This is a genomic window from Paenibacillus sp. FSL A5-0031 (assembly GCF_001956295.1).
In the GTDB taxonomy this organism is placed as follows: Bacteria; Bacillota; Bacilli; order Paenibacillales; family Paenibacillaceae; genus Pristimantibacillus.
This window is the reverse complement of sequence record NZ_MRTD01000003.1, coordinates 264,830-288,264: the sequence shown is the minus strand read 5'-3', so window position 1 is coordinate 288,264 and position 23,435 is coordinate 264,830. Positions and strand designations below refer to the sequence as shown.

General features: G+C 46.8%; 20 protein-coding genes and 1 other annotated feature. Of the genes, 3 read left to right on the top strand and 17 right to left on the bottom strand.

Annotation, left to right across the window (positions count from 1 at the left end; translation table 11 throughout):
* Positions 1-24: 24 nt before the first annotated feature.
* The 3 genes from BK120_RS07540 to gpr form a co-directional block, all read right to left on the bottom strand.
* Positions 25-462, bottom strand: a complete 438-nt coding sequence (locus BK120_RS07540) for a hypothetical protein (RefSeq protein WP_076266866.1) — start codon at positions 460-462, stop codon at positions 25-27.
* A gap of 17 nt (positions 463-479) precedes the next feature.
* Positions 480-1,733 carry a stage II sporulation protein P gene (gene spoIIP / locus BK120_RS07535; protein ID WP_076266865.1) on the bottom strand — a complete coding sequence of 418 codons (1,254 nt, stop codon included), beginning with the start codon at positions 1,731-1,733 and terminating at the stop codon, positions 480-482.
* 203 nt (positions 1,734-1,936) lie between these two features.
* The gene (gpr, locus tag BK120_RS07530) at positions 1,937-2,944 is read right to left on the bottom strand and encodes a GPR endopeptidase (RefSeq protein WP_076266864.1); all 1,008 of its coding nucleotides are present in this window, start codon (positions 2,942-2,944) and stop codon (positions 1,937-1,939) included.
* 217 nt (positions 2,945-3,161) lie between these two features.
* Between gpr and rpsT the strand changes: the two genes are divergently transcribed.
* On the top strand, positions 3,162-3,434 hold the full coding sequence (gene rpsT / locus BK120_RS07525; protein ID WP_053376847.1) for a 30S ribosomal protein S20: 273 nt from the start codon (positions 3,162-3,164) through the stop codon (positions 3,432-3,434).
* Positions 3,435-3,596: 162 nt separating this feature from the next.
* On the opposite strand, the gene holA is transcribed toward rpsT, so the two are convergent.
* From holA to BK120_RS07490, 7 genes are all read right to left on the bottom strand, one after another.
* Positions 3,597-4,631, bottom strand: coding sequence for a DNA polymerase III subunit delta (gene holA, locus BK120_RS07520; protein WP_076266863.1), 1,035 nt, complete (start codon positions 4,629-4,631; stop codon positions 3,597-3,599).
* Between the two features lie 259 nt (positions 4,632-4,890).
* Entirely contained in the window at positions 4,891-5,841 is a 951-nt protein-coding gene (locus BK120_RS07515) for an anti-sigma factor (RefSeq protein WP_256710829.1), read from the bottom strand.
* 14 nt (positions 5,842-5,855) lie between these two features.
* On the bottom strand, positions 5,856-6,404 hold the full coding sequence (locus BK120_RS07510; protein WP_053376850.1) for an RNA polymerase sigma factor: 549 nt from the start codon (positions 6,402-6,404) through the stop codon (positions 5,856-5,858).
* A gap of 381 nt (positions 6,405-6,785) precedes the next feature.
* Positions 6,786-9,377, bottom strand: coding sequence for a DNA internalization-related competence protein ComEC/Rec2 (locus BK120_RS07505; RefSeq protein WP_076266861.1), 2,592 nt, complete (start codon positions 9,375-9,377; stop codon positions 6,786-6,788).
* Positions 9,378-9,486: 109 nt separating this feature from the next.
* A complete protein-coding gene (locus BK120_RS07500) occupies positions 9,487-10,017 on the bottom strand; it encodes a deoxycytidylate deaminase (RefSeq protein WP_076266860.1) in 531 nt (176 codons plus the stop codon).
* A gap of 97 nt (positions 10,018-10,114) precedes the next feature.
* On the bottom strand, positions 10,115-11,407 hold the full coding sequence (locus BK120_RS07495) for a homocysteine synthase (RefSeq protein ID WP_076266859.1): 1,293 nt from the start codon (positions 11,405-11,407) through the stop codon (positions 10,115-10,117).
* An 80-nt stretch (positions 11,408-11,487) separates the two neighbouring features.
* Entirely contained in the window at positions 11,488-12,048 is a 561-nt protein-coding gene (locus BK120_RS07490; protein WP_076266858.1) for a ComEA family DNA-binding protein, read from the bottom strand.
* Positions 12,049-12,243: 195 nt separating this feature from the next.
* Here BK120_RS07490 and comER point away from each other — a divergent pair, with 195 nt between their 5' ends.
* Positions 12,244-13,083: a late competence protein ComER gene (gene comER / locus BK120_RS07485; protein WP_076266857.1), complete on the top strand. Its 840-nt coding sequence runs from the start codon at positions 12,244-12,246 to the stop codon at positions 13,081-13,083.
* A gap of 40 nt (positions 13,084-13,123) precedes the next feature.
* On the opposite strand, the gene leuS is transcribed toward comER, so the two are convergent.
* The 5 genes from leuS to BK120_RS07460 all read right to left on the bottom strand — a co-directional run bounded on the left by leuS (position 13,124) and on the right by BK120_RS07460 (position 19,244).
* Positions 13,124-15,562: a leucine--tRNA ligase gene (gene leuS, locus BK120_RS07480; RefSeq protein ID WP_076266856.1), complete on the bottom strand. Its 2,439-nt coding sequence runs from the start codon at positions 15,560-15,562 to the stop codon at positions 13,124-13,126.
* 82 nt (positions 15,563-15,644) lie between these two features.
* Positions 15,645-15,898, bottom strand: a binding site (T-box leader).
* 100 nt (positions 15,899-15,998) lie between these two features.
* Positions 15,999-17,189: a CynX/NimT family MFS transporter gene (locus tag BK120_RS07475; RefSeq protein ID WP_256710828.1), complete on the bottom strand. Its 1,191-nt coding sequence runs from the start codon at positions 17,187-17,189 to the stop codon at positions 15,999-16,001.
* A gap of 167 nt (positions 17,190-17,356) precedes the next feature.
* Complete coding sequence (locus BK120_RS07470) at positions 17,357-18,550, bottom strand: GNAT family N-acetyltransferase (protein ID WP_076266855.1); 1,194 nt, start codon at positions 18,548-18,550, stop codon at positions 17,357-17,359.
* A 143-nt stretch (positions 18,551-18,693) separates the two neighbouring features.
* On the bottom strand, positions 18,694-18,996 hold the full coding sequence (locus BK120_RS07465) for a hypothetical protein (RefSeq protein ID WP_076266854.1): 303 nt from the start codon (positions 18,994-18,996) through the stop codon (positions 18,694-18,696).
* Positions 18,997-19,049: 53 nt separating this feature from the next.
* Complete coding sequence (locus BK120_RS07460) at positions 19,050-19,244, bottom strand: YwbE family protein (RefSeq protein WP_076266853.1); 195 nt, start codon at positions 19,242-19,244, stop codon at positions 19,050-19,052.
* Between the two features lie 127 nt (positions 19,245-19,371).
* Between BK120_RS07460 and BK120_RS07455 the strand changes: the two genes are divergently transcribed.
* Positions 19,372-21,201, top strand: coding sequence for a DEAD/DEAH box helicase (locus tag BK120_RS07455; protein WP_076266852.1), 1,830 nt, complete (start codon positions 19,372-19,374; stop codon positions 21,199-21,201).
* 609 nt (positions 21,202-21,810) lie between these two features.
* On the opposite strand, the gene BK120_RS07445 is transcribed toward BK120_RS07455, so the two are convergent.
* Both BK120_RS07445 and BK120_RS07440 read right to left on the bottom strand, forming a co-directional pair.
* Entirely contained in the window at positions 21,811-22,608 is a 798-nt protein-coding gene (locus tag BK120_RS07445) for a Cof-type HAD-IIB family hydrolase (RefSeq protein WP_076266850.1), read from the bottom strand.
* Positions 22,609-22,681: 73 nt separating this feature from the next.
* A complete protein-coding gene (locus tag BK120_RS07440; protein ID WP_076266849.1) occupies positions 22,682-23,434 on the bottom strand; it encodes a 16S rRNA pseudouridine(516) synthase in 753 nt (250 codons plus the stop codon).
* Position 23,435: the final 1 nt, after the last annotated feature.

Genomic DNA, 23,435 nt, shown 5'->3' with positions numbered 1-23,435 from the left:
GGGGAAGACCAGCAATGTTCATTATCACTTCGTCAGCCCATCGAATATAGATACGACCATTCGAATGCCTTCACTTGACATATTTTGCAGCAAACCAGAGGTTGAATCTGCGATCTTATTTACTGCTGGCTGGTCACTCTTAAGCGGAAGACCAGGCATCCTTTCATTTTCAGCAGGAAAGGTTTCAGCCGTTTCTCCTGTAGTATCGCCATCATATGCAGCAAGCCGCTTTAGTTCTTTAAGCTCCTGCTCAAGCTGGGCAATCTTTTGCTGCTGTTCCTTCTGAAAATCATTAACTGGCTGCACATTCTGCTCTGTCTGCGGAATCTCTGTGTACCCGCTTGAGCCTTCTATAGGTCCATATATACGCTCGATGCCCGAAGAGGACATATCAATGCCATACATAATGATTATCGCCAAAGCACCGCCCAGCACCGTCCATTTTAGCGCATTTCGTTTCACTTATTCTTCGCCCCCTCCTACTTTTTTGTTGATGCCTTCTCGTCTGCCCAGTAAATTTCGGAAATAACTGCTGCCAGCGCATCCGCTGTTCGATAGGACTCTTCGAGGGTGTTGTCTACGCCCCCTACTTCAATAAGCACATTATCCTCAGCTAGCGATTGATTGTATTCGGCATTGCCTGATGAGGCTGTTTTGCCCCAAATTCCGCGAGAGATGCCTGGATATTTCTTTTCGAGCGCTTCATGTATTTTTGTCGCAAAGGCTTCATTTTTTTCCCAATTGGGATTTTTATGGCCGATAATGAAATAAACCTGCGCGTAGCTTTTGCCATCAATATCGATGGTCGTTTCTTTCCGTCTTTGCGAGTCCCGGTGAAGATCAAAGAAAAATTTCAAATCCTTGCTGCTGGCAATGGCTTCTTTCACCGTCTTCATCGAATATTTATAGGAATAATTCCAATCATAACCTTTAATCGCCGTTGGATAATCAGTGTTCGAGTGCTGTGCACCTACACCCTTCTCCTCCAGCTTCTGGGCAAGCCGTTTGCCAACCAGCGTAATATTTTTTGTACTAGAATTCGGATCTTTCTTCTTGTCTGTCAGCTCAGGGTACCAGGATTCGCGATTATGCGAGTGATAGATAAAAGCTACTTTCTTCCCGCCAGTCGTAGGCTTCGCCGTTTCGCCGTTATCACCTTCGCCATTTCCTGTAGATGGCTTGTCTGTCTGTACCGGCAGCGGCTCCTCCTCATTCTCTTCTGTCGTCACGTTGTTCGATACATCTGTTCCTGTATCCTCATGCAATTCACCAAGCGGATCATATGTAATCGGTGCATTATCTTCCGGCCCCACCGCTGTATCCGTACCGATGCCCTTGCGAATTAAGTAAGCATCATTAACCCCCATGCCAGGCAGCTCGCCTGCAAGCAAGCTTTTGGGATCGTTAGGATTAATATCCGTTAAAGCTCTCATAAGAAACGCGCTAATTTGCTTTGATGTAAACGTATCTGTCTCCCGACTGCTTTGAAATGCAGGCATCTCCATCTCTAGCATATCCCCAAAAAAACCGCTCGATACAGCAGCAGCAAAACCTTTCATTGAATTTACAGGTGAAGCCGTCGTTTGCTGATGCGCCATACCCGCTGCTCCTAACAAAATAAAAAATACCATTGAGCAAAATGAGAGCAACGCGAATGTACGTCCCGTTACTAGCAATTGTCTCACTCGTCTACTTTCCTTCCCTATATCAAGCAGCATAATTTTTCTTTTCATTGGTTTATTACCTCCCGCTTCATAGTGCTAGCCGCATTAGTCACTACTAAACTATGAGAGTGATAGAGTTCATAGAACCAAATCTATGTGGAATAATTAGCGTTGATAGAGTTATAGGGATACAGAATAGCAAATCGAGCAAAAAAAGAAGCTGTCCAAAGGTTATGCCTTTAGAAAGCCTCTTTCTTAATTATCATAGGAATTTAATGCGTATACGCCGCAACATTGCTTGAATCAACCGCTTCGTGCAGCGATGCATTTAGCCCGCTTGCTATAATGTTGGCGATATCCTCTATAAATTCATCAATTTCCTTTGGCGTAACCAGCAGATCATGGCCAAGCGGGCTGAGCACTTCCCTGACAAGCTGCAGCCTCTCGTTTTCTTCCATCTGATTTACCAAACCTAAAATTTGATCCGAATTTGCGCTTTGTTTCTTAAAATGACTGCTCATCATCTCTAGTGTGTTGTTGACGATGGTCGAAGCATAAACAACGGTAGGCACTCCGATCGCAATGACCGGGACACCTAAAATTTCTTTTGTAAGCCCTTTTCGCTTATTACCGATGCCGGAGCCCGGGTGAATGCCTGTATCTGCAATTTGGATCGTTGTATTCACTCTCTCTAATGCTTTAGATGCTAATGCATCAATCGCAATGACGAGTTCCGGACTCGTCTTCTCAACGATACCTTGAACGATTTCACTGGATTCTATACCAGTTATGCCAAGCACTCCAGGCGCTACCGCACTTACCGCGCGATAACCAGGCGCCACTTGATCAGGCATCAGCTCGAAAAAATGGCGAGTGACCATTACATTCTCAACAACAATTGGACCAAGCGCATCAGGCGTAACATTCCAATTGCCTAAACCTACAATTAGAACTCGCGCTGTTTTATTTATGGATAACCGTTCAAGGAAAGCTTCAAAATGTTTGGCAAACTGTGTCGCCACCCTATCCTGCAGCCCAGTATCCCCTTTTCGCAGCTCCGGAACCTCAATCGTCACATAATGCCCTTGCATTTTGCCAATGGCCTGAGCGCCTTGTTCGTTTTGAACATGCAGCTGCGTAATCGTTATTCCTTCATCTTCAGTAGTTTCGGATTGTATGCCTGGTATAGGCCCGCCGCTTGGCGCCTCTGCCATCTCCTTCGCTTCAAGCGCCAAGTCTGTTCTAACATTATATTTTTGCAAATCAAGTTCTTTCTCCATTGCTCATTCTCCCTTCAAACACCAGTTCTGATGTTATTGTTTGCAGATGGATTATTTTCATACTCGTAGATGAGCCTTCATCCTTACGGAATACAGTTTTTATAAGGAGCTTCCTGCTATTGCTTTTTGAGGAGTGGCATGATAATATACTTTAAGTTGTGTTGTCTAGGTTTATGATGTAGATAAACCGTTGTAAACAGTTTAGGAGGTGAATTCCATGCCAAATATTAAATCCGCGATTAAACGCGTTAAAACAAGTGAAAAGCGTCGTGCTTTGAATGCATCCCAAAAATCCGCACTTCGTTCGGCCGTTAAATCTGCTGACCAAGCTATCGCTGGCACTGATGTAGATGCTGCTAAAGCAGCTCTTATCGCTGCAACGAAAAAGTTGGACAAAGCAGCAACTAAAGGCCTGATTCATAAAAATGCGGCTTCCCGCAAAAAATCTCGTCTTGCTAAACGTCTGAATGCCCTTTCGGCTCAAGCCTAAGCAAGATAACCGCTCATACGAATGACGTTGTCCATCTGGTCAACTGAAATTCGTTTAGCACAACAAAAAAAGCTTCACTGCTCTTATCGAGCGGTGAAGCTTTTTTGTTGTTCCATGCTGCTTATCAGCTTTTCACATAAAAAAAAGGCAATGGAAAGAAGGCTATGCGCCCTTCTCCATGCCAAGTGAAAGCAAATACAGCTCTAAACCGAGCGTTTTATCAATTGCTCCGGTTTTCATTTTATAATCGAGATCTGCAAGTGAAGCCAGCAGCCTGCCAAGCCTAGCCACTTGAAATTTCCGGCTTTTCTCCGCTGCAAGCTTGACTGCGTATGGATGCAAGCCTAATTGGCCAGCCATTTGCTGAGGGGAATAGTGATGCTGCTCCAACTCTTTGATTTGCAGCATGATTCTTAATTGCCTAGCGATAAGAGCGGCGATCTTGATCGGTTCTTCACGACGAACCAGCAATTCTCTGTACAGACGAATAGCTTTGTCAATGCGAAGCTCAGCGATCGCATCCACAAGCGCAAATACGTCCTCCTCAACTGTTGCTGCAGTTAGCATGGATGCCGTCTCTACATCAATGACACCGCCTGTTCCCGCGTGCAAGCACAGCTTGTCCACTTCCTGCGACAATTGCTGCATATTCGCTCCAGCGCGTGATAGGAGCAGCTCAGCCGCATCTGAAGACAAGGTTCTTTGCTGATCTGTTGCGCGCTTAATCATCCATTGCTTAAGCTGAGCCGCGTCGAGTTCAGGGAACGGAACTAAGGAATGACGATCCTTTAACGTTTTTACAAGCTTTCGACGTTCATCCAGCTTCTCTGATTGGACAGAAATAACGATTATGGATGTCTCTGAAGGATACTCCATATACTGTATCAGCTTCTCAGGACGATGCTCAAGCTTACCGCCTTCCTTGCCTCCGGCACACAGCACAGTCGCATCTCTTATCAAAATCAGCTTCCGCTGCACAAAAAAAGGCGATGTTTCCGCTTCAAGAACCGCTTCTTCAATCGAGGTTTCCGCTGTATCAAATTTAACAATGCCAAGCTCTCGCTCCTCAGCTGTAAACATCGCCTCGGTCAATACGTTAATAAATTGCTGCAGCCGATAACGATCCTTGCCATACAGTACATAAATGGGACGGAAGCGTCCGCCCTTTATTTCTTTTAATGCTTCCTTTGCATCCATACCTTCACCTCGTCACGAGTAAGTACAAATAGACGGCAACAAAGGGATGAGCCATATAAAGCCTCATCCCTTTGCCGAACATCTATATAAACATTCGCAGGCAGGTCCATGGTACCGCCCTGCGGATGGTCATACGACGTTAAGGATTCGTCGCAGACACTATCGCTGCTAACATTATACGCATAAATCGATGTAAATGTGCGTAATAACCCTTAATTTTTGCAGACCGCAATCTGTGCTGAAGCGAGCAGTTTCCAAGTTAATGCCCTGCCTTCTGCTCCGTCAGCGTAGATAAATCGATCACATACTTCTCAATTGCTCCTTGTTCAACATGAACCTCGTAGGTCAGCTTTTTGCTGTCCTCAGACCAGGCCAGATTGAGCAGCTCACCGTTTTTGCGCGGTGATGTGAAGACGACAGATTGATCGGCAGCAGCAACAACTTTTATTTTAAAATTGTCAGCCTTGCCGCTATAAAGGCCATCGGGTGAAACTGTTGCCGTGCTGTTCGTATTCACACCTAAACCATTCTCGCCTTCGTTTTCAACCAATCCTTCAGAAGGATTCGAAGTTAAGCCTTTGACTGAGCCATCCTCAAATGACCCGCCATCAGGCGCTTTGTCTTCTTCATTGGTTAAAGGATTGATTGCGGTACTCTTGGACGTTGGCGCTGAATCGTCATCTTTACCTTTATTTGCCGTTTCCGTCTTCACTTCTGGGTCTTCAGCACCGTTAGCGCTCGCTCTATAAGACATTTCCACTGGCGTATCGTTCATCATATCAGCCGCGACGTTATTCGATTGCTTGGCTGAAGATTCTGATGCATTCATATCACCAATCGAGCCTGAATTATACGTTACGATAAACAGCCCTGCAACGATTCCGGCTGCGATCACACCACTCATAATGCGCATGGACGGCCAGCGGCGTTGACGCTTCGAAAGACGTTTTGTTGCTTCCGTTCTGCTAACCATGGATGGCGGTTCCGCTTCAGCCTGACCAAACAGTTCCATCCGCTCTAATTGAGGCATAATCGCATCGACTAAGCTATAGCTCGGCATAACTTTTGGCAAACTGGTAAGCTCGGCGGACAATAGCTGTAACCGCTCGAACATGGCTGCACAGTCCGGACACTGTCTAGTATGATTCATCAAGACTTCGATTTCGCTTTCATCGAGATCGTTGTCTAGCTGTCTTTGCATTAGTTCCATCACCTCTTGACAATTCATCCCCGGACACCACCTTTCTGATAATCATGGAGTAAAGTCTGCAGCTGTTGCCTAGCTCTGAATAAATAGGATTTCACTGTATTGAGCGGCAAATCGAGCGAATCTGCAATTTCATTGTAAGAGAAATCCTGTAAATACCGAAGGACGACGACCGCACGATGATGCTCAGGAAGCTTATCGATAGCGGCTTGAATGTCTTTAACAGCGTAAGCAGACATTACCTCGTCCTCCACGTTTTGTTTTTCGTGGAATACCATGTCGTGCTCATCTATTGAGACGGTCGGTTTATTTCTCCGAAACTTGTCAATGCAAATGTTGGTTACAATACGTTGAATCCATGTTTTGAACTGCGCTTTTTCTTCGTACGAGCCTATTTTTGTATAGATGCGAATTAGCGCTTCTTGCGCTGCATCAAGGGCATCCTGTTCATTATTTAATATATAATAGGCTGTCCGATAAACATGCGTTTCAATCTCTCGCAATAGAGTAATTAAAGCGTCGCGATCTCCCGACTGAGCGGCTCTTATAAGCTCCGGCTCCACCACGAAGGATCCCCCTCTCTTGCAACCATTCTGACGAACTGGTTGCGGTAAAAGTTGCAGATAAATTAGAAATATTACTTTATTTTTTTTAGTAAGTTTTAACAAGCAGAGCGATTGTCCCCAAGCGGACCGTCTTGAATGCACGAAGCAGGAAAAAAATCATAAAAAATTTACAGATACTCGCTATGCTGTGAAAGAATCGAAATAAACTCCACATTAAAGGATACCAAATTTCAACTAACTCGTATATAGAAAGAAGTCGAATACCTCTGAAAACGGCTCGACTTCTTTATTCCTAAGTATGAATGATTTTCATATGATATGCGAATTTAGGTACGGAAAGATGAAGGCAGGCTTTCTATCCGCATTTTTTCGATGACCGCCTTACTTCATTTTTGTATACGTAAATAAATCTTGGCTGGTTACAATAAACCGTACCTCGCCGTCACGATCTGTTCGCCACAAAGCGGTTCCCGCTTGATTTAATCGAGAAATCACATCTGGACTAGGATGGCCGTAGGTGTTTGTCGCTCCAACAGAAGCTACTGCTCCAATCGTACGCCAATAATCGAGCCACTCTGTGCTTGTTGAAAAACGACTGCCATGATGTGCAACCTTCATAACTGAGACTTTTTTTTCATTTGAATCCATTATATCCATTATATTTTGCTGCCGCTCATTTCGTATAATGGAACGTTCCGTGGCAGCATTAATATCACCGGTAAACAAGAAGACCGACTGAAATAGCTGAACACTAAGCACAACACTAGCTTCATTCTGTTCCTCAAGGTGAGCCACCGCTTCCTCTTTTTGCGCCATTGGCCACAGAACACTTATCTTGGTATTTGCATCTAGCTGCTGCTTCATGCCCGCAGACGCGCTGTACATTGGAATTCCCAGCGTAATTGCCTGCTTTATAAGCTGCTGAGCATCATCTGCTTCCTTCACTGTTCCATTCCACCAAATGCTGCGTATTGGAATCGTCTCCAAAACCGCTTTTAAACCACGGATATGATCGCTATCCAAATGTGAAATGACGAGGATGTCAATCTCGCGCACGCCTCTTTTCATTAGTAAAGGCACAAGCACCTTTTTCCCAATTTCAAAAGGGTCGCTCCGCTCCTTCCACTCTTCTCCCGGCTTGCGGAAGCTCAACGTACCTCCGCCATCGATTAAAATATGCTTGCCGCCGGGTGTTCGGATATGTACAGCATCGCCTTGACCAACATCAATAAAACTAACCTCTGCATGACGGTTAAATAAATCCGGTTTAAAGGCATAAAAAATCATAATCAAAACTAACGCTAACAGCAATAGGCTGATCCTTAGCTTTTTACTGTTTTCTTTAACCACTATGTAAGGAAGAACCGCTCCAATTGGCGCTGTCTCCTCTATGGTCGCCGCTTCTTCCTCATGTTTCGCAGCGATTTGCATCGTCCAACTGCGCAAAATCCGAAATATGACACCAAATATAACCAGCCAAGCTGCCACCCACCAAAGAGGCGGAGTTGCCCAAATCGTCCTTAGTGAATCCACTTCGGACAGCTGCTCGACGAAAGCAAACGTCCATTCATTCGCGAAATGCGAGAAATAGGCCAGCAGCTTGCCGCCGCCCTCCCAAGGTATTGCAAGCAGAAGCGATACTGCACCTAGCGGCATAACGACAAAGCTGATGAACGGAACGAGCACAAAATTCGCGAGCATAGACAACACATGAAACTGATTGAAATAATAGATCGTCAGTGGAAAAGATACAATCTGCGCTACGAGCGTAACCGCTGCCAGATCAAGCAGCGATTTTCCTCTGCGCCACCTCGGCATCGCTTGCCGTACAGGCTGGACTCCGACAATTAGACCGATCGTTACAATGAACGACAGCTGAAAGCTGACATCCTCAATAAAATAGGGATCATAAATAAGCATAAGCACCGCTGCCGCAGCTAACAGATGCAGCCCATCCTTCAGCTTGCCCATCCGGGCTGCCAATAGTCCAAGAACGGACATTAGACCCGCGCGGACAACCGAAGGGGAAGCGCCGGCAAGCAGCACATACAAGGGAACGGACAACATGAGGATGAGCAACATTCGTTCGCGGCTTATACGTGCGAGGCGCAGCAGTCCGCTAAGCGCATAAAGGAATACAGCAACATGGAGGCCCGAAATCGCTAAAATATGCGTTAAACCAAGCCTTGAAAATTGCTGGAACTGCTCTGGATCGAGGTCCTCGCGAATGCCGAGGACCAGTCCCTTCATGTATCCGGACTGCGAGGACGGATACAGCTGTTCCATCTGCGCGCCAAGCCATGCGCGCGCGCTGTCGACGCGGCCGAGCAGCGCGGCCGCGGTCCACATGGGGCCCGGCGCCGGTTTTACGGCGGCGGTGCCCTTCACTTTGAGCAGCCAGTGGATGCTCTGGCTGCTGAGGTAGCGGCGGTAATCAAATCCGCCGCTATTGGATGCGCCAGCCGGCCGCGTAAGCTCGCCGGCAAGGCGCACTTTGGCGCCGCGCTGCCAAGCCGCGGCGATGGCCTGCTCCGGCTGTTCCATCAGCCGGACATGCACGATCAACCGCTCGCGCAATGGCTGCGCAGCGGCTTCACCTTGAACGTGGATGCTTTGCGCCTCCACGCGAAACATCGCGCGGTCGCCGTCGACCTCCACCGCCGACACAATAACGCCTTCCGCTTCCGCCGCATACGCGGCTCGCGGTCCATCCGCCTCAGCGGCGGCAAGCAGTGCTGGCAGCGCAGTCACGTTGCGGGCATCCGCCCATAACCGCTCGCCTGCGGCAAGGCACACTGCCAAAGCACAAGCTGCCGCGAGCTGCCACGTCGCTTGCTTGCCCAGCACTGCGGCGGTTGAGAGCAATATTCCCGCTCCCGCCGCAAGCCAAACGCCGCTGCTGTTCAAACCAGCAGCAGCCGCGCTCCCAAATACCCAACAAATCGCAAACCAAATTAAAGGACGTCGATTCACCTCTAGCTCCCTCCAATTCGCAAAGCCTCATAACAAAAAAAAGAACCTCTGTCGCATCAAAAGATGCAATCAGAGGTTCCTCCTCGTTTCTACTATTTAATGAACAACGCTATGATGTTACATCCATATGCGCCTGAGCAGGTGGCTCGTAATGATCCAAACAACGGAAAACAATACCTTTCTGGGCCATCATATTGCTCACCTTTTCACTGTCTTTCGGATAACTGCGATGATAGACGATTTCGATAACACCGCTGTTCGCGAGCATGTTAGCGCATGTCCAGCAAGGCTGGTCGGTTACATAAACGGTTGAGCCTTCGCGATCGGTACGATCGGTGAACAGCAGCAAATTTTGCTCCGCATGTATCGTTCGAATACAGCGTTGCTTCTTGAATGGCTGCTCCTTGCCGTCGACCAGCTTCATCTCAACTTCTTCCGAAATCATGCAGCCTGCCTCGAGACAATCCTGCACGCCCATCGGAGCGCCGTTATACGCTGTGCCAAGCAGTTTTTTTCCTTGTACAAGAACAGCTCCAACATGTCTGCGCGGACAACGCGAGCGCGTCGAAACCATATAGGCAATATCCATGAAGTAGGTGTCCCAGTCCTTGCGGTCGGCATCCTTCGTTTGGGTGCTCATAACTCAACTTCCTCTCTCATGCTGCATCTGATGATCTCTGGTTGCATTTATTTATTGTATATTTCTTCGTTAACGCTTCTTACTAAAACGTTTAGTCTTAGGCTTGGCTGGCAGCAATGGCTTGCTCAATATCCGCCAAAATATCATCAATGCCTTCTGTACCGATCGATAGACGAATCATGCCTGGAGAAACGCCTGCATTAGCTTGCTGTTCCTCAGACAATTGCAGATGTGTTGTGCTTGCCGGATGAATAATTAGCGACTTGGAATCGCCGACATTCGCCAAATGTGAGAATAGCTGAACGGAGTTGATTACTTTCTTGCCCGCTTCTACTCCGCCTTTGATGCCAAATGTCATAATAGCGCCTTTGCCCTTCGGCAAATATTTTTGTGCAAGGTCATAAGATGGGTGGCTTGGAAGTCCTGGATAGCTAACCCACTCAACCGCTTCATGGCCTTCCAAATATTCAGCTACCTTTTGCGCGTTTGAGCTATGGCGTTCCATCCGAAGATGCAGCGTCTCAAGTCCTTGAAGCAATAGGAAGGAGTTGAAAGGTGAAATGGCCGCACCCATATCTCTTAGCAATTGGACGCGTGCTTTAATGATATAAGCGACAGGGCCAACTGCATCGGTATAAACAACGCCATTGTAGCTTGGATCTGGCTCAGTAAGACCAGGGAATTTGCCGCTGGCTTTCCAGTCAAACTTGCCGCCGTCTACAATGATACCGCCGATTGATGTTCCATGTCCGCCGATAAATTTAGTCGCGGAATGCACCACAATGTCTGCTCCATGTTCAATCGGTCTGCACAAGTACGGGCTCGGGAATGTATTGTCCACGATAAATGGAATGCCATTCTCATGTGCAATTGCAGCAACCGCTTCAAGATCGATCACATCGCCCTTCGGATTTCCGATCGTTTCAGCATATACTGCTTTCGTACGCTCGTTGATTGCTCCGCGGAAGTTTTCCGGATTCGACGGATCAACAAATCTTACAGTGATGCCAAGCTTTGCAAGCGTCATTGAGAATAAGTTGTAAGTGCCTCCGTACAGGCTTGTAGCGGAAACGATCTCATCGCCAGCTCCTGCAATATTTAGAATCGCGTATGTAATAGCCGATTGACCAGAAGCAACTGCCAATGCTGCCGGAGCACCCTCTAATTCAGCTACACGTTTCTCAAAAACATCCGATGTCGGGTTCATGATTCGGGAGTAAATATTTCCAAATTCCTGCAATGCAAATAGATTCGCTGCATGATCTGTATCTTTGAATCCGTAAGATGTCGTCTGGTAGATAGGTACCGCGCGCGACAACGTAGTCGGATCGATTTGCTGACCTCCGTGGACGGATAGTGTATCAAGGGAAAGCTTGCGTTGTTCTGACATTTTCTCGACTCCTTCAAATGAGTTAATAGATAATGGCAAACGGAAGGTGTAAATGTCCGCTTCTTTCCATTCTCTCACAATTATGGACGAGCTACAATGCTGTCTTCCAATCCTTTTAATAGTTTTTCTCCAATTCCCTTGACACGGAGTAAATCAGTAACGGTCGCAAATTTGCCGTTTCTTTCTCTATCTTCAATAATTGCTTTTGCTTTGGATGGTCCGATTCCTTTCAAATCATCAAGTTCTGCCTCCGTTGCGCGGTTGATATCAAGCTTTGCTGTATCCTCCATGCCCGCATCAGCAATCGGTGCTGCTGGCGCAGTGGATACAAACGTATCATCCTTTATAGCAGCTTTCTCATCCGGTTCATTTCGATGATCAACACCCGCAGCTGATGCTTCTTGCTCTTTTACCGGAATCATCTCCGTCTCCTTCTTGTTCTTTACGTCTTCTTCACCCGTATCTGCTGCATCAATTGCAGCGACTGCAGATTTCACAGCATCGTTTAAAGGTACCCAATCATCTGTTTCCGGCTGCTTAGGCTCCATAAAAGCAGCGGCCAGCAATATAGCTGCAGCAAGTATTAAAATAGAAGCAAATAAAATGGCTTTGCTAGAAATGGTTCCAGTTAAAGGCTTCACTTCTTCACTCTCCTTTGAAAGCGACGAATTATTTGGTAATTAGTGACATATGAAACAAGTCCTGCGGAATAAGGTAAGAGAGCACACGAAATGAGTACGGCTATTGAAATTTTCACTCGGGATTTGTTCGCATATAACCTTTCTCTACAAATTAAAGCAGGTTATGCGCGCGCCAAACCTATAGGAGGGTTCAGCATGAATGTCGGATTTATCGGGACGGGCACAATGGGAAGCCTGCTCATTGAAGCTTTGATCGCATCTGGTGCATTATCACCAAAACAAATTGCCATCAGCAACCGCACCTTTGCAAAAGCGCAAGCCTTGGCCAACCGTTATTCCGGCATGAGAGCCGAATATACGAATGCTGCGGCTGCCTGCGGCTGCGATATTGTTTTTTTGTGCGTAAAGCCTTTGGAGTTCAAAAAAGTGGTCGATGATTTGAAGGCAACTATTCGACCAAATCAGATTGTCGTATCTATAACGAGTCCTGTCCTTATCTCTCATCTAGAAGGAGAACTCGATTGCAAGGTAGCTAAGGTTATTCCGAGCATTACTAATTATGTATGGAGCGGAGCATCGCTTTGCATTTATGGGGAAACGATTGATGAGAATGATATGGCTCAACTGGAGGACTTATTATCCCATATTAGTCAGCCGCTGCGAATAGATGAGAGTTACACACGCATCGTATCCGACATTTCAAGCTGCGGACCAGCTTTTATGTCTTTCCTGCTTGAGCAATTTGTGGATGCTGCTGTTGAAGAAACGGGTATTAGCCGTGATGAAGCGCTGCGTGTTGCAAGCGCCATGCTGCTCGGAACCGGCTTGCTGCTGACCGAAGGCGGCCTTACACCTGCAGAGGTGCAAGAGAGAGTTGCCGTCCCTGGCGGCATTACAGCCCAAGCGCTAAACCTGCTGCGCCGCGAGACAGAAGGAGTATTCAATCAACTCATCCGTACGACACATGCAAAGTTCGATGAAGACGTGGTCAAGGTTTCCACCGCCTTTATAGGCGAAGAGGTGAACGGTCAATAGCTGTTCTTCAGCTAATGCCCGCTCACCTCTTCTGTTTGTCTTAATTAGCAACGATATTGACTAGCTTGCCTTTTACCGCAATGACTTTACGGATCGTTTTGCCGGCAATCAGCTCTTGTACCTTCTCAAGCTCTTTCGCTATGTTTTCCATCTCAGCAACGTCCATATCAGCTGCAATGGAGATGCGATCTGCGATTTTACCATTTACTTGTACGACGATCTCAACCTCTTGATCGACCGTCCAAGCTTCTTCGAACGTCGGGAACGCTGCATACGTAAGCGAATCTGTGCGTCCCAGCTTCTCCCATAGCTCTTCCGCGATATGCGGCGCAATTGGCGAAATCAATTGAACGAATTGCTCCATTGCTGCTTGCGGAAGCACATCTGTTTTGTAGGCTTCGTTTACAAAAATCATGAGCTGGCTGATTACGGTGTTGAAGCGAAGTCCCTCATAATCATCCGTAATTTTTTTGATTGAACGATGCCATGTGCGCTTGAATGCATCACTCGTTTCGCCATTGCCGATTTTGGCATTCAAGCTGCCATCCTCGTTCACGAACAAACGCCATACACGGTTAAGGAAACGATATGTTCCTTCCACACCATTGGTATTCCAAGGTTTCGTTGCTTCAAGCGGACCCATAAACATCTCGTACATACGAAGCGTATCTGCGCCAAACTCGTTTACAATATCATCTGGATTGATAACATTTCCACGCGATTTGGACATTTTTTCGTTGTTGTTTCCAAGGATCATACCTTGGTTGACAAGCTTATGGAACGGCTCCTTTGTATCTACAACGCCGATATCATAAAGCACCTTGTGCCAGAAACGAGCGTAAAGCAGATGCAGAACAGCGTGCTCAGCACCGCCGATGTAAAGGTCAACCGGCAACCATTGCTTTTGCTTCTCTGGCGAACAAAGCTGTTTGTCGTTTTTAGGATCGATGAAGCGCAGGTAGTACCAGCAGCTGCCAGCCCATTGCGGCATCGTGTTCGTTTCACGGCGAGCCTTCATACCCGTTTCAGGATCGATCGTGTTCACCCATTCCGTAACGCTGGCAAGCGGTGATTCCCCAGTTCCTGAAGGAGTAATAGCATCAACATCAGGCAGCAGAAGCGGAAGCTGATCCTCAGGAACAGTCTTCATCGTACCATCCTCCAAGTGAAGGATCGGAATCGGCTCACCCCAATAGCGCTGGCGGCTGAACAACCAATCGCGCAGGCGGTAAGTGATTTTCCCTTTTCCTTTGCCCGATGCATCCAGATGCTCTATCATTTTCGCAATCGCTTCTTCATTCGTCAAACCGTTCAAGAAATCGGAATTGACATGAATGCCGTCGCCTGCATAAGCTTCCTTCGTAACATCTCCGCCTTGCACAACCTCAACGATTGGCAAATCAAATTGCTTAGCAAATTCCCAGTCGCGAGCATCATGACCTGGAACAGCCATAATTGCACCCGTTCCATAACCAGCAAGAACATAATCTGCGATCCAGATTTGTGTTTTCACGCCATTAACGGGATTAATGGCATAAGCTCCTGTGAACACGCCTGACTTGTCTTTCGCCAAATCAGTACGCTCCAAATCACTCTTGCGCGATGCTGCCAGTTGATAAGCTTCAACCGCTTCTTTTTGCTCTGCCGTTACGATTTTTGCAACAAGCTCATGCTCAGGAGCGAGTACGCAATAAGTCGCGCCAAACAATGTATCTGGACGAGTCGTAAATACGACCAATGCGGAATCGTGACCGTCAATCTCAAAGGTAACCTCAGCTCCTTTGGATTTTCCAATCCAGTTGCGCTGCATATCCTTAATGCTTTCTGTCCAGTCCAGCTCTTCCAAATCATCCAACAGACGATCCGCGTATTCCGTAATTTTCAAAATCCACTGACGCATAGGCTTGCGAACAACAGGATGATTGCCCCGCTCGCTTAGGCCGTTAATAACCTCTTCATTGGCAAGCACTGTTCCAAGAGCTTCACACCAGTTAACTGATACTTCAGCAACATAAGCGAGTCCTCTGTTGTACAATTGGATAAAAATCCATTGCGTCCATTTATAATATTCAGGATCGGTTGTACTAATCTCGCGATCCCAATCGTATGAGAAGCCAAGTGATTTTATTTGTCTGCGGAAATTATCGATGTTTACAAACGTAATATCGCGCGGATGCTTTCCTGTATCAAGCGCATGCTGCTCAGCAGGCAATCCGAACGCATCCCAGCCCATCGGATGAAGGACATTATAACCTTTCATTCTTTTGTAGCGAGACACGATATCCGTCGCTGTATAACCTTCAGGATGTCCTACATGCAAGCCAGCTCCAGATGGATATGGAAACATATCTAATGCGTAAAACTTTGGTTTATCAGCATCCTCTGTCGTTTGAAACGTTTTGTTTTTATCCCAAAATTGCTGCCATTTCGGCTCCACAACAAGCGGGTTATAGCCGTGAAATTGCTGTTCTTGACTCATGTGCTCATATCCTCTCTCAAATAAATGCTGAATGCATAATTGTACAAAAAAACATAAAACCTCTCGCCCCTAGCGAATTATCGCTAGGGACGAGAGGTTGTTCTCCCGTGGTACCACCCTAGTTAGCGAAAGACATGCTTTGCCGATCGCTCACTTGTCGCCCTTATCGCGGGCCAAACGGTGATTTTCGCGTAAACGATGTTTCGTAAACATCGCTTTCGTTAATCGCACAGCTCCAAGGCGAGCTTCATTTCGCTGCAGGTCCGGCTTCCACCATAAATCACCGGCTCTCTAGGCCTGACAAACGAAATTACTGTTCCTCTTCAACGCTCCATATGCATAAAATCGTTAGTTTCGATTATAAAGATCACACGGTTCGGTGTCAAGAGAACGAACTTGAACTTCAAGCGTATCCTAATCGATTTGCACAACACATCTATTGTTCTTGTGCTCCTGATATGGTTTTATTCGCTCCAGCTCCGAAGCCTATATATCCAAAAATAACGGCAACGGCTACTAGCATCACTAATGAGACAGTCCAATTATTCGTCAAATCATGAATGAGTCCAAACAACAGCGGTCCGGCAGCGGCAAGCAGATAACCAAGTGACTGCGCCATCCCCGACAACTGAGCCGACTGCCTTGTGCTGCTTGTCCGCAGTACAAAAAACATAACTGCGAGACTAAAGCCGGAACCGCCGGCAATTCCGAGTAAAATCATACAAATCGGAATAAGATCCACATTCCCGCTAAGAAGCCCTAGGTATCCTAGGAGCAGCAAGATCGTTGTAAGAATAACAAGCAGCCTTTGGCTTGCCTGCTTTCCCGCAATGACAGGTATAATAAATGTCGCGGGCAAGCTGACAAATTGCAGCAGTGACAGCATCCATCCCGCATCAACGTGACTCATGCCGCGGTCAGACAAAATTTCAGGCAGCCATGATATGTTGACATAGAAACAAAATGATTGAAGACCCATAAATAATGCGACTTTCCAAGCTAAGCCAGAGCGCAGCAGACTACCGTTCTTCTCGCCATTCGTTGTTGCTTTGTTGTTATCCTTCTTCGCAAACGAACGAAGTTGCGGTACCCAAGCAATCGTAGCAATTAGAGCGAGCAGTGCCCAGCAGGCCAGCATCCCTTGCCAGCCAAAGGAAATCTTCTCTGTAATGGGAATGCTGAATCCTGAAGCTAAAGCAGCGCCTAAATTCATCACGACCGAATATAAACCAGTCATTAAACCGACGGTGGCCGGAAAATCTCTTTTTATCATGCTCGGAAGCAGTACGTTTGCAACTGCAATCGCCATGCCAAGCAAGATCGTTCCAACAAATAAAGCGGCTATCGCTGGAAGGGATCGAATTACAATCGCGCCAGTCAGCACGACCATTGCAATAAATAATGTGTTTTCCATACTTATGCGCTGAGCAATTCGTGGCGCAAGCGGAGAAATAAGTGCAAATGCTAGCAGCGGCAAGGTCGTCAGCAGCCCAGTGAGCGCACTGGAGATGCCAAACGAACGCTGAATTTCAGATACGATTGGTCCAACTGCTGTTAATGGCGCTCGCAAATTAGCGGCTATGAGCAAAATGCCAAGAAGCAGCAGCCATGAGCTTGTTATTGCAATTGGCGCAGAAGATGTAGATGCTGATGATAAATTTGTATTGCTGATTTTCACGAAATAATCCTTCTTTCTCATGCTGATCAATCTAAGTTGTTTAGTTTCCCATATAAGCGCCTTAAACATTCAACAAGGCGCCATATATGATTAATACAAATAACAAATAGCAGCTTTTATTTTTTTACTCGATACCAATACTCGTATTGCGGGACATACCCGATTTTATCGTACAGCCGATTAGCTGCTGCGTTATCTTTTACAACGAGCAGATAACCTTCAGTCGCTCCACGCCCTTTGCCCCATTGTAGAAGATGCAGCACTAACTGCTCGCCAAAACCTCTATTTCGATAGTTTGGATCGGTCACAATATCATAAATACCAATCCAACCATCTTCAATCACCGCATAGCCGCATGCTACCGGTATTCCATTGTCGTGCAAGATTGCGCAGCATTTATCCAGCGGTGACTGTTCTAACATTTTGCGTGTAGTTGACCGCTGTTCATCCGTTAAACGACTAAAAACCGCAACCGCATCCAGCCAATTCTCCGAAACTTCCTGTTCGAGCCAAATTTCAGCAGCTTTCGGCGATAGCGCGTCAGAAAGATGTATCGTCTTGACAATCGTCCGGTCGATAAGCTCATAACCGCGAGTCGCCAGTTCCTCATCAAGCGAGGTTGGCTGGACGAAGGGTGTTATTTTAAAAACAGAGCGAATGCCCTTTTGTTCATACAGTTCCTCGCAGGAGCTGATTTTTGCATTAAGCTGAAGCGTGCTGCCGTACACAGGATTAATCGAATTGGAACGTTTCGTATAACCTTCTGCAAAACGAAGCAGCCAGCCGTCGTAGACAACCGTTTGCAAAGCTGGCCAGCCATTCAAGCTCATTTCCTCTATGCGAAAATGCAACAGTCGCTTAATCTGCTCCATATGATGCTGATCATGCCATATAAAATCTTTTATATACTGACTCACTTCAAAGACATGACCGTCCGCATCTACATAGTCAGCTTTGTACTGCTCATCTGCTAGCTGTGCTATCGTGTCAATAATCCGCTTACGTATGCTTGCAGCTTCATGAACGAGCTCAGCGATCGAAGTTGACCTGCTGTATATTTTTGCTTGTTCGTTAAACTCATTATAATCCAAATGTTTAACCGTAAGCGGCAAGCCGGCTCGCACCTTTAAGATTGCTTCTTCATAAAAATAAATATCCCAACGTAAAATATGGGCTGTGACGTCTCGAACCGACCACTTTCCTGCGGCAATGCTCTGATTCCAAATACGTTCGTCGTAACGCCCCAAATCGGTTACAAACGTTATCCACTCTTCGAAGGTGTCTAGCAGCTGCTGTTTCTCGGTAACCATATGCAAATTCCACTCCCCTTAAACTGGCATAATCATCCAAGCTTCCATTTATCATAAAGGATGATACCTTAAGGAGCGAGATTTATTTCCATTTTTGAAATAAAAAAAGCCGCCTCATGAGCAGCTTATTGCGATTCTGATCCTCATACCATATCAAATCGTTCAAGCTGTTCCAGCTGGTTTTCTCGCTTCAATATTTCACGCTGCATCGGTCCAAGCAAATCAAAATGCGGATACTCTGACCGTGCATGAATATAGCGAGGATTAAGGCCGTTATCGAGGCACCAGCGCGAGAGCTTCTCCATATCGGAGCAGCCTACCTTCGTTACTGTCTTCATGTCTGGAAACCTCGAATCCAGCCAGTAGTGCGTCAGAAATGCAATTTCTCCGCGGGCAACGGCTTCTTTCCATCGCTGCAACTCTTTTCTTTTTATGCCAAAGGCCACAGCACATCGCTCCTTTAACGTTGAACATTCCTTCCTCACTAGATATGGACTCTTTAAGTCAGGATGTTCTTGACTCTCCCTACTTGCCCATCAGCCAGTCTCACTTTAATGCCATGAGGATGCTTAGGCGAATTCGTCAAAATATCTTTCACGACACCTCGTGTCAGCTTGCCAGTCCGTTGATCCTGCTTCAAAACAATGTCTACCGATAGGCCCGCTTTGATCGCGGAGCGCTCTGTTCCATTCATATTTACCATTCCTCTGCTGCTCTAATGTCGGCTTTTAGCATAGCATAAGCAAAGTAAAGATGCACATTATAAGGACAGCTGTTATACTTAACATCAAAAGATGTAAACGAAATGAGGAAATGTATTAATGTCTAACGCATTTAACGCTTTGGGTATAATTCCCAAGCTAAGCGAATTGCTCCACCATGATGGAATTATCGAGCCGACTCCGGTTCAAAAGCAAGCGATTCCACTTCTGCTCAACGGGCAGGATGTTATTGCACAAGCTCAGACGGGCACAGGCAAAACGATTGCGTTTGCTTTGCCTATTTTGCAACGTATTAATATAGAGAAAGAACAAGTCCAAGCTCTCATATTAACTCCAACGAGGGAACTTGCGATTCAAATTACGAGCGAGCTCAAAAAACTTGTGCCCGCTGTTGGCGTAAGCGTGCTTGCTGCCTATGGCGGCCAAGACGTTGATGCTCAGATTCGCAAGCTGCAGCGCTCGCCCCATATCGTAGTTGCCACACCTGGTCGTCTAATCGATCATATGAAACGTGAAACCGTCAGCCTAGGCAAGCTGCAAATGCTTGTTCTCGATGAAGCGGATCAAATGCTTCACATGGGCTTCTTGCCAGATGTAGAAAGCATTATTTCACAAACGCCGAAAGCTCGTCAAACGATGTTGTTCTCAGCTACAATGCCTGATGCTATTCGCAAGCTGGCTGCTGATTATATGAAGACGCCTGTCGATATTCGGGTACGCAGTACTAACGTCACACTCGACAGCATTACACAAATCGTCTATGAAACAACGGATAGAAGCAAGCAGCAAGCTCTCGTGCATTTGCTTGAGCGTCATCAGCCCTATTTGGCCGTTATTTTTTGCCGGACTAAAGTTCGCGCGAAAAAATTAAACAAGGAACTCCAAGAGATCGGCATCGAATCGGATGAGCTGCACGGCGATCTTACGCAAGCGAAGCGCGAGCAAGTAATGAAGCGCTTCAGAGATGCAAGACTGCAAGTGCTTGTAGCAACTGACGTTGCTGCACGCGGACTCGATGTTGAAGGGGTTACCCATGTTTACAACTACGACGTTCCACAAGACGGCGAGCTGTATATTCACCGTATTGGCAGAACGGGTCGCGCTGGGCAAGATGGCGCAGCCATTACACTCGCAACTCCTTATGACAAAAACCATTTGATTCTTATTGAACAAAGCATAAATGCTAAGCTTCCGCGCCGTGCAATTGACAACGAAGGCAACGAAACATCTGTACGCGCACAATCCGCCGATCGTCCTGAGAGAACACGCAGTGCAGCTGGCAAAAGCAGTACACGCGGCGGAAGCAGCAAGCCATCCGAGGGTGGACGCCGCGGCGGTCGTGACCGTTCTGCTCAAGGCGATCGCAATGCGAAGCCCGGCGGACGCAGAGGCCAACGCGAGACCGTTCGTCCTAATGCTGGCAAACGTACAGGCAGAACAGCTGAGATTCGCGGTCAAGCTTCCGAAGCAGCTGGCGAGAGCACAGGCTGGTCAGCTAATCGTGGAGATCGATTCGAATCCGCAAGCCCCGCTCGCGGCAATGACCGTTCCCAAAGCCGCAGCAGTTCCACTCGCGGCGGTGACCGTTCCGAAAATCGTGGAAGTTCAGCTCGCGGTGGCGAACGCTCCGAGAGTCGTGGCGGTTCAGCTCGCGGTGGTGCAAGCCGCAGCGGCGGCTTCGGCAGTCCTCGCGGCGCAGAGCATGTAGCAGGCCGTGCCTCGTCCAAGGTGGATAGCCCTTGGGAAGCAGCACGCAGTGATTTCAAAGCGAAAACACTAAATGAGCATGAAAACGGCCGTGGAACAGGCAAGCGCGGCAAATCATCGTCAGGCGGACGCAGCGGCTCACCTGCCGGCGGTCGCGGCAACAGCCCGCGTGGCGGAAGCTCTTCGAGCAAACCGCGCGGTGGCGGCGGACGCAATCGGTAAACAACTTTAAAAGAAAGAGCGGTCAACACAGGAACTTATTCCTCGTGCTGACCGCTCTTTCTTTTTCTATATCATTCCGTCAGGATCTTACTTCGTTAACCGTTAAATCATACTGATTATTATTGATAGTCAATGCCGCCTCATAATATCCTCTGCCGCAGCTAGTAGAATTGCATTGGCATACGCGCCGCTGCATCCGCAAACGTAAAATTTAGTTTTCGTATATCCGGGATAAATATTAGGAAGCTTTTCATAAAAGGTGTGAGCATGGTGAGTGAAAATAGCTATAACATTATTTCGCACATTGGATGTAGTTGATTGGATTTCAATGCAGGCGTGGATTTCAAAGGAGATTGGCATTATTAGAAGATTTGCAGCTGCATTGTTTTATCCTTTTTTTGATCAATCTCAATTACATTCTTCCTTTCCACTATAGCTTCGATTTGAACCATAGCTATAATTATTCTTAAAAAAATAGATTCGTGTGGGTTAACATTAAATTCGCAAGCAATATCTTTGACTCTTACCAACTTGAGCTCTATTACAATCATCCCAAAGAAAAAGGGCTGTTTCAAAAGTTTTCACTTTTGAAACAGCCCTTTTGTTTAATTAGCTCCAAGCGTGCTCATAAAGCGCTCTAGCCACGCCATCCTCGCTATTCGAAAGTGCAACTGCATTAGCTGCCAGCTTCACTTCCTCAGGGGAATTGCCCATTGCTATGCCCATGCCCGCAAATTGAAGCATCGTTATATCATTATGATAATTGCCAATTGCTAGAATTCGGCTGCGATCAATGCCTTTAATTGCAGCAAGCTGCTGCAACGCTTTTCCTTTATTGGCCTCAATATGATGCACATCGATAAAGAAGTCGCCGCTCCGAATCGAATGAAGCTGCTTAGGCCATCCCGACCATTCCGTTTGTACGACATCCATCTGATCCTTCGTTCCGAAAACTGTAAATTTCACAAGGCCGCTAGGCAAGCCCAGGCGGAAATCATGAATCGATGGTTTAGCTTGAAAATGGCCATACATTGCTTCCACTTCCGGCGTCATGCTCTCGACCATCATTTCAAACGCAGTATTCAAATCAAAATGAATGCCATTCTCGCGGCAATATTGAATAAAACGCAATAAATGCTCAGGTACCATATCGAATTGGTGAACAACGGAATGGTCATCCGCATTAATCGTTGCTGCTCCGTTATGAGTAATCACTGTCCCGCTAAGTCCAAGCTCTTTCAGCACAGGAAGAGCGCCAGATGGTCCTCTCCCAGTACATAACACGATTTGAGCTCCGCGATTGGCAGCTTCATGCACCGACTCACGAATAGCTTTCGTCAGCACATGATCATCTGTAAGCAGCGTCCCATCTACATCTAAAGCAATTAAGTCATAATTAAGGCTCATGTCTCCACTCCTATTCCAAACTCTGTAAGTGCTCTCTCTATCTCTTAATTACAGCAAACACTAGATACAATGTCTAATCCGTCTTCCGTTTATGCGAGCGCAGAAGCTCTAGTTCTTCTTCCGTCAGCTCCCGATAGGAGCCCTCTTCAAGGGTTTCATCAAGCTTAAGCGGGCCCATCGATACTCTTTTCAAGTATACGACCTTTTTGCCGACAGCTTCAAACATTCTTTTCACTTGGTGAAACTTACCTTCCATAATGGTAAGGGAGATACTCGAAAATATTTCATCATCCCTTTGTTCACGACTCTTGATGTGTAGCTCAGCCGGCATCGTAACATACCCGTCGTCTAATGCAACGCCAGCCAAAAAAAGCTGCTTGTCTTCTTCGCCAACATCGCCAAGCACCAATGCTTCATAGGTCTTCGCAACATGCTTGCGCGGAGACAACAGCTCATGAGCAAGCTGCCCATCGTTCGTCAGCAGCAGCAAGCCAACCGTGTCTTTATCCAGTCGTCCGACTGGAAATGGATCTCGCTGCCGATCGCTGAGCTCAAGTAAATCGATTACTGTGCGTTCACGACTATCCTCTGTTGCAGAAATAACGCCCTGCGGCTTATTCAACATGAAATAAACGACTTCACGATACACTACAGGTGCGCCGTCAAAATAAACCTTTGCTGTATCAGGGTCAACGATTAGTCCGCTGTCTTTCACTACTTTATCATCGACAACAACCATGCCGAGCTTCACAGCTCGTTTAATTTCGCTGCGCGTACCCAGTCCCATATGGGCGATTAGCTTGTCAATTCGAATACGATTACTCATT

What these genes read in the sequence shown, in the direction of transcription:
- BK120_RS07470 (WP_076266855.1), bottom strand. Translation starts at nt 18,550, where the DNA reads ATGGTTACCGAGAAACAGCAGCTGCTAGACACCTTCGAAGAGTGGATA.
- holA (WP_076266863.1), bottom strand. Translation starts at nt 4,631, where the DNA reads ATGGATGCAAAGGAAGCATTAAAAGAAATAAAGGGCGGACGCTTCCGT.
- BK120_RS07440 (WP_076266849.1), bottom strand. Translation starts at nt 23,434, where the DNA reads ATGAGTAATCGTATTCGAATTGACAAGCTAATCGCCCATATGGGACTG.
- BK120_RS07515 (WP_256710829.1), bottom strand. Translation starts at nt 5,841, where the DNA reads ATGGAACTAATGCAAAGACAGCTAGACAACGATCTCGATGAAAGCGAA.
- BK120_RS07495 (WP_076266859.1), bottom strand. Translation starts at nt 11,407, where the DNA reads ATGTCAGAACAACGCAAGCTTTCCCTTGATACACTATCCGTCCACGGA.
- rpsT (WP_053376847.1), top strand. Translation starts at nt 3,162, where the DNA reads ATGCCAAATATTAAATCCGCGATTAAACGCGTTAAAACAAGTGAAAAG.
- BK120_RS07455 (WP_076266852.1), top strand. Translation starts at nt 19,372, where the DNA reads ATGTCTAACGCATTTAACGCTTTGGGTATAATTCCCAAGCTAAGCGAA.
- BK120_RS07445 (WP_076266850.1), bottom strand. Translation starts at nt 22,608, where the DNA reads ATGAGCCTTAATTATGACTTAATTGCTTTAGATGTAGATGGGACGCTG.
- spoIIP (WP_076266865.1), bottom strand. Translation starts at nt 1,733, where the DNA reads ATGAAAAGAAAAATTATGCTGCTTGATATAGGGAAGGAAAGTAGACGA.
- gpr (WP_076266864.1), bottom strand. Translation starts at nt 2,944, where the DNA reads ATGGAGAAAGAACTTGATTTGCAAAAATATAATGTTAGAACAGACTTG.
- comER (WP_076266857.1), top strand. Translation starts at nt 12,244, where the DNA reads ATGAATGTCGGATTTATCGGGACGGGCACAATGGGAAGCCTGCTCATT.
- BK120_RS07500 (WP_076266860.1), bottom strand. Translation starts at nt 10,017, where the DNA reads ATGAGCACCCAAACGAAGGATGCCGACCGCAAGGACTGGGACACCTAC.
- leuS (WP_076266856.1), bottom strand. Translation starts at nt 15,562, where the DNA reads ATGAGTCAAGAACAGCAATTTCACGGCTATAACCCGCTTGTTGTGGAG.
- BK120_RS07460 (WP_076266853.1), bottom strand. Translation starts at nt 19,244, where the DNA reads ATGAATGGAACAGAGCGCTCCGCGATCAAAGCGGGCCTATCGGTAGAC.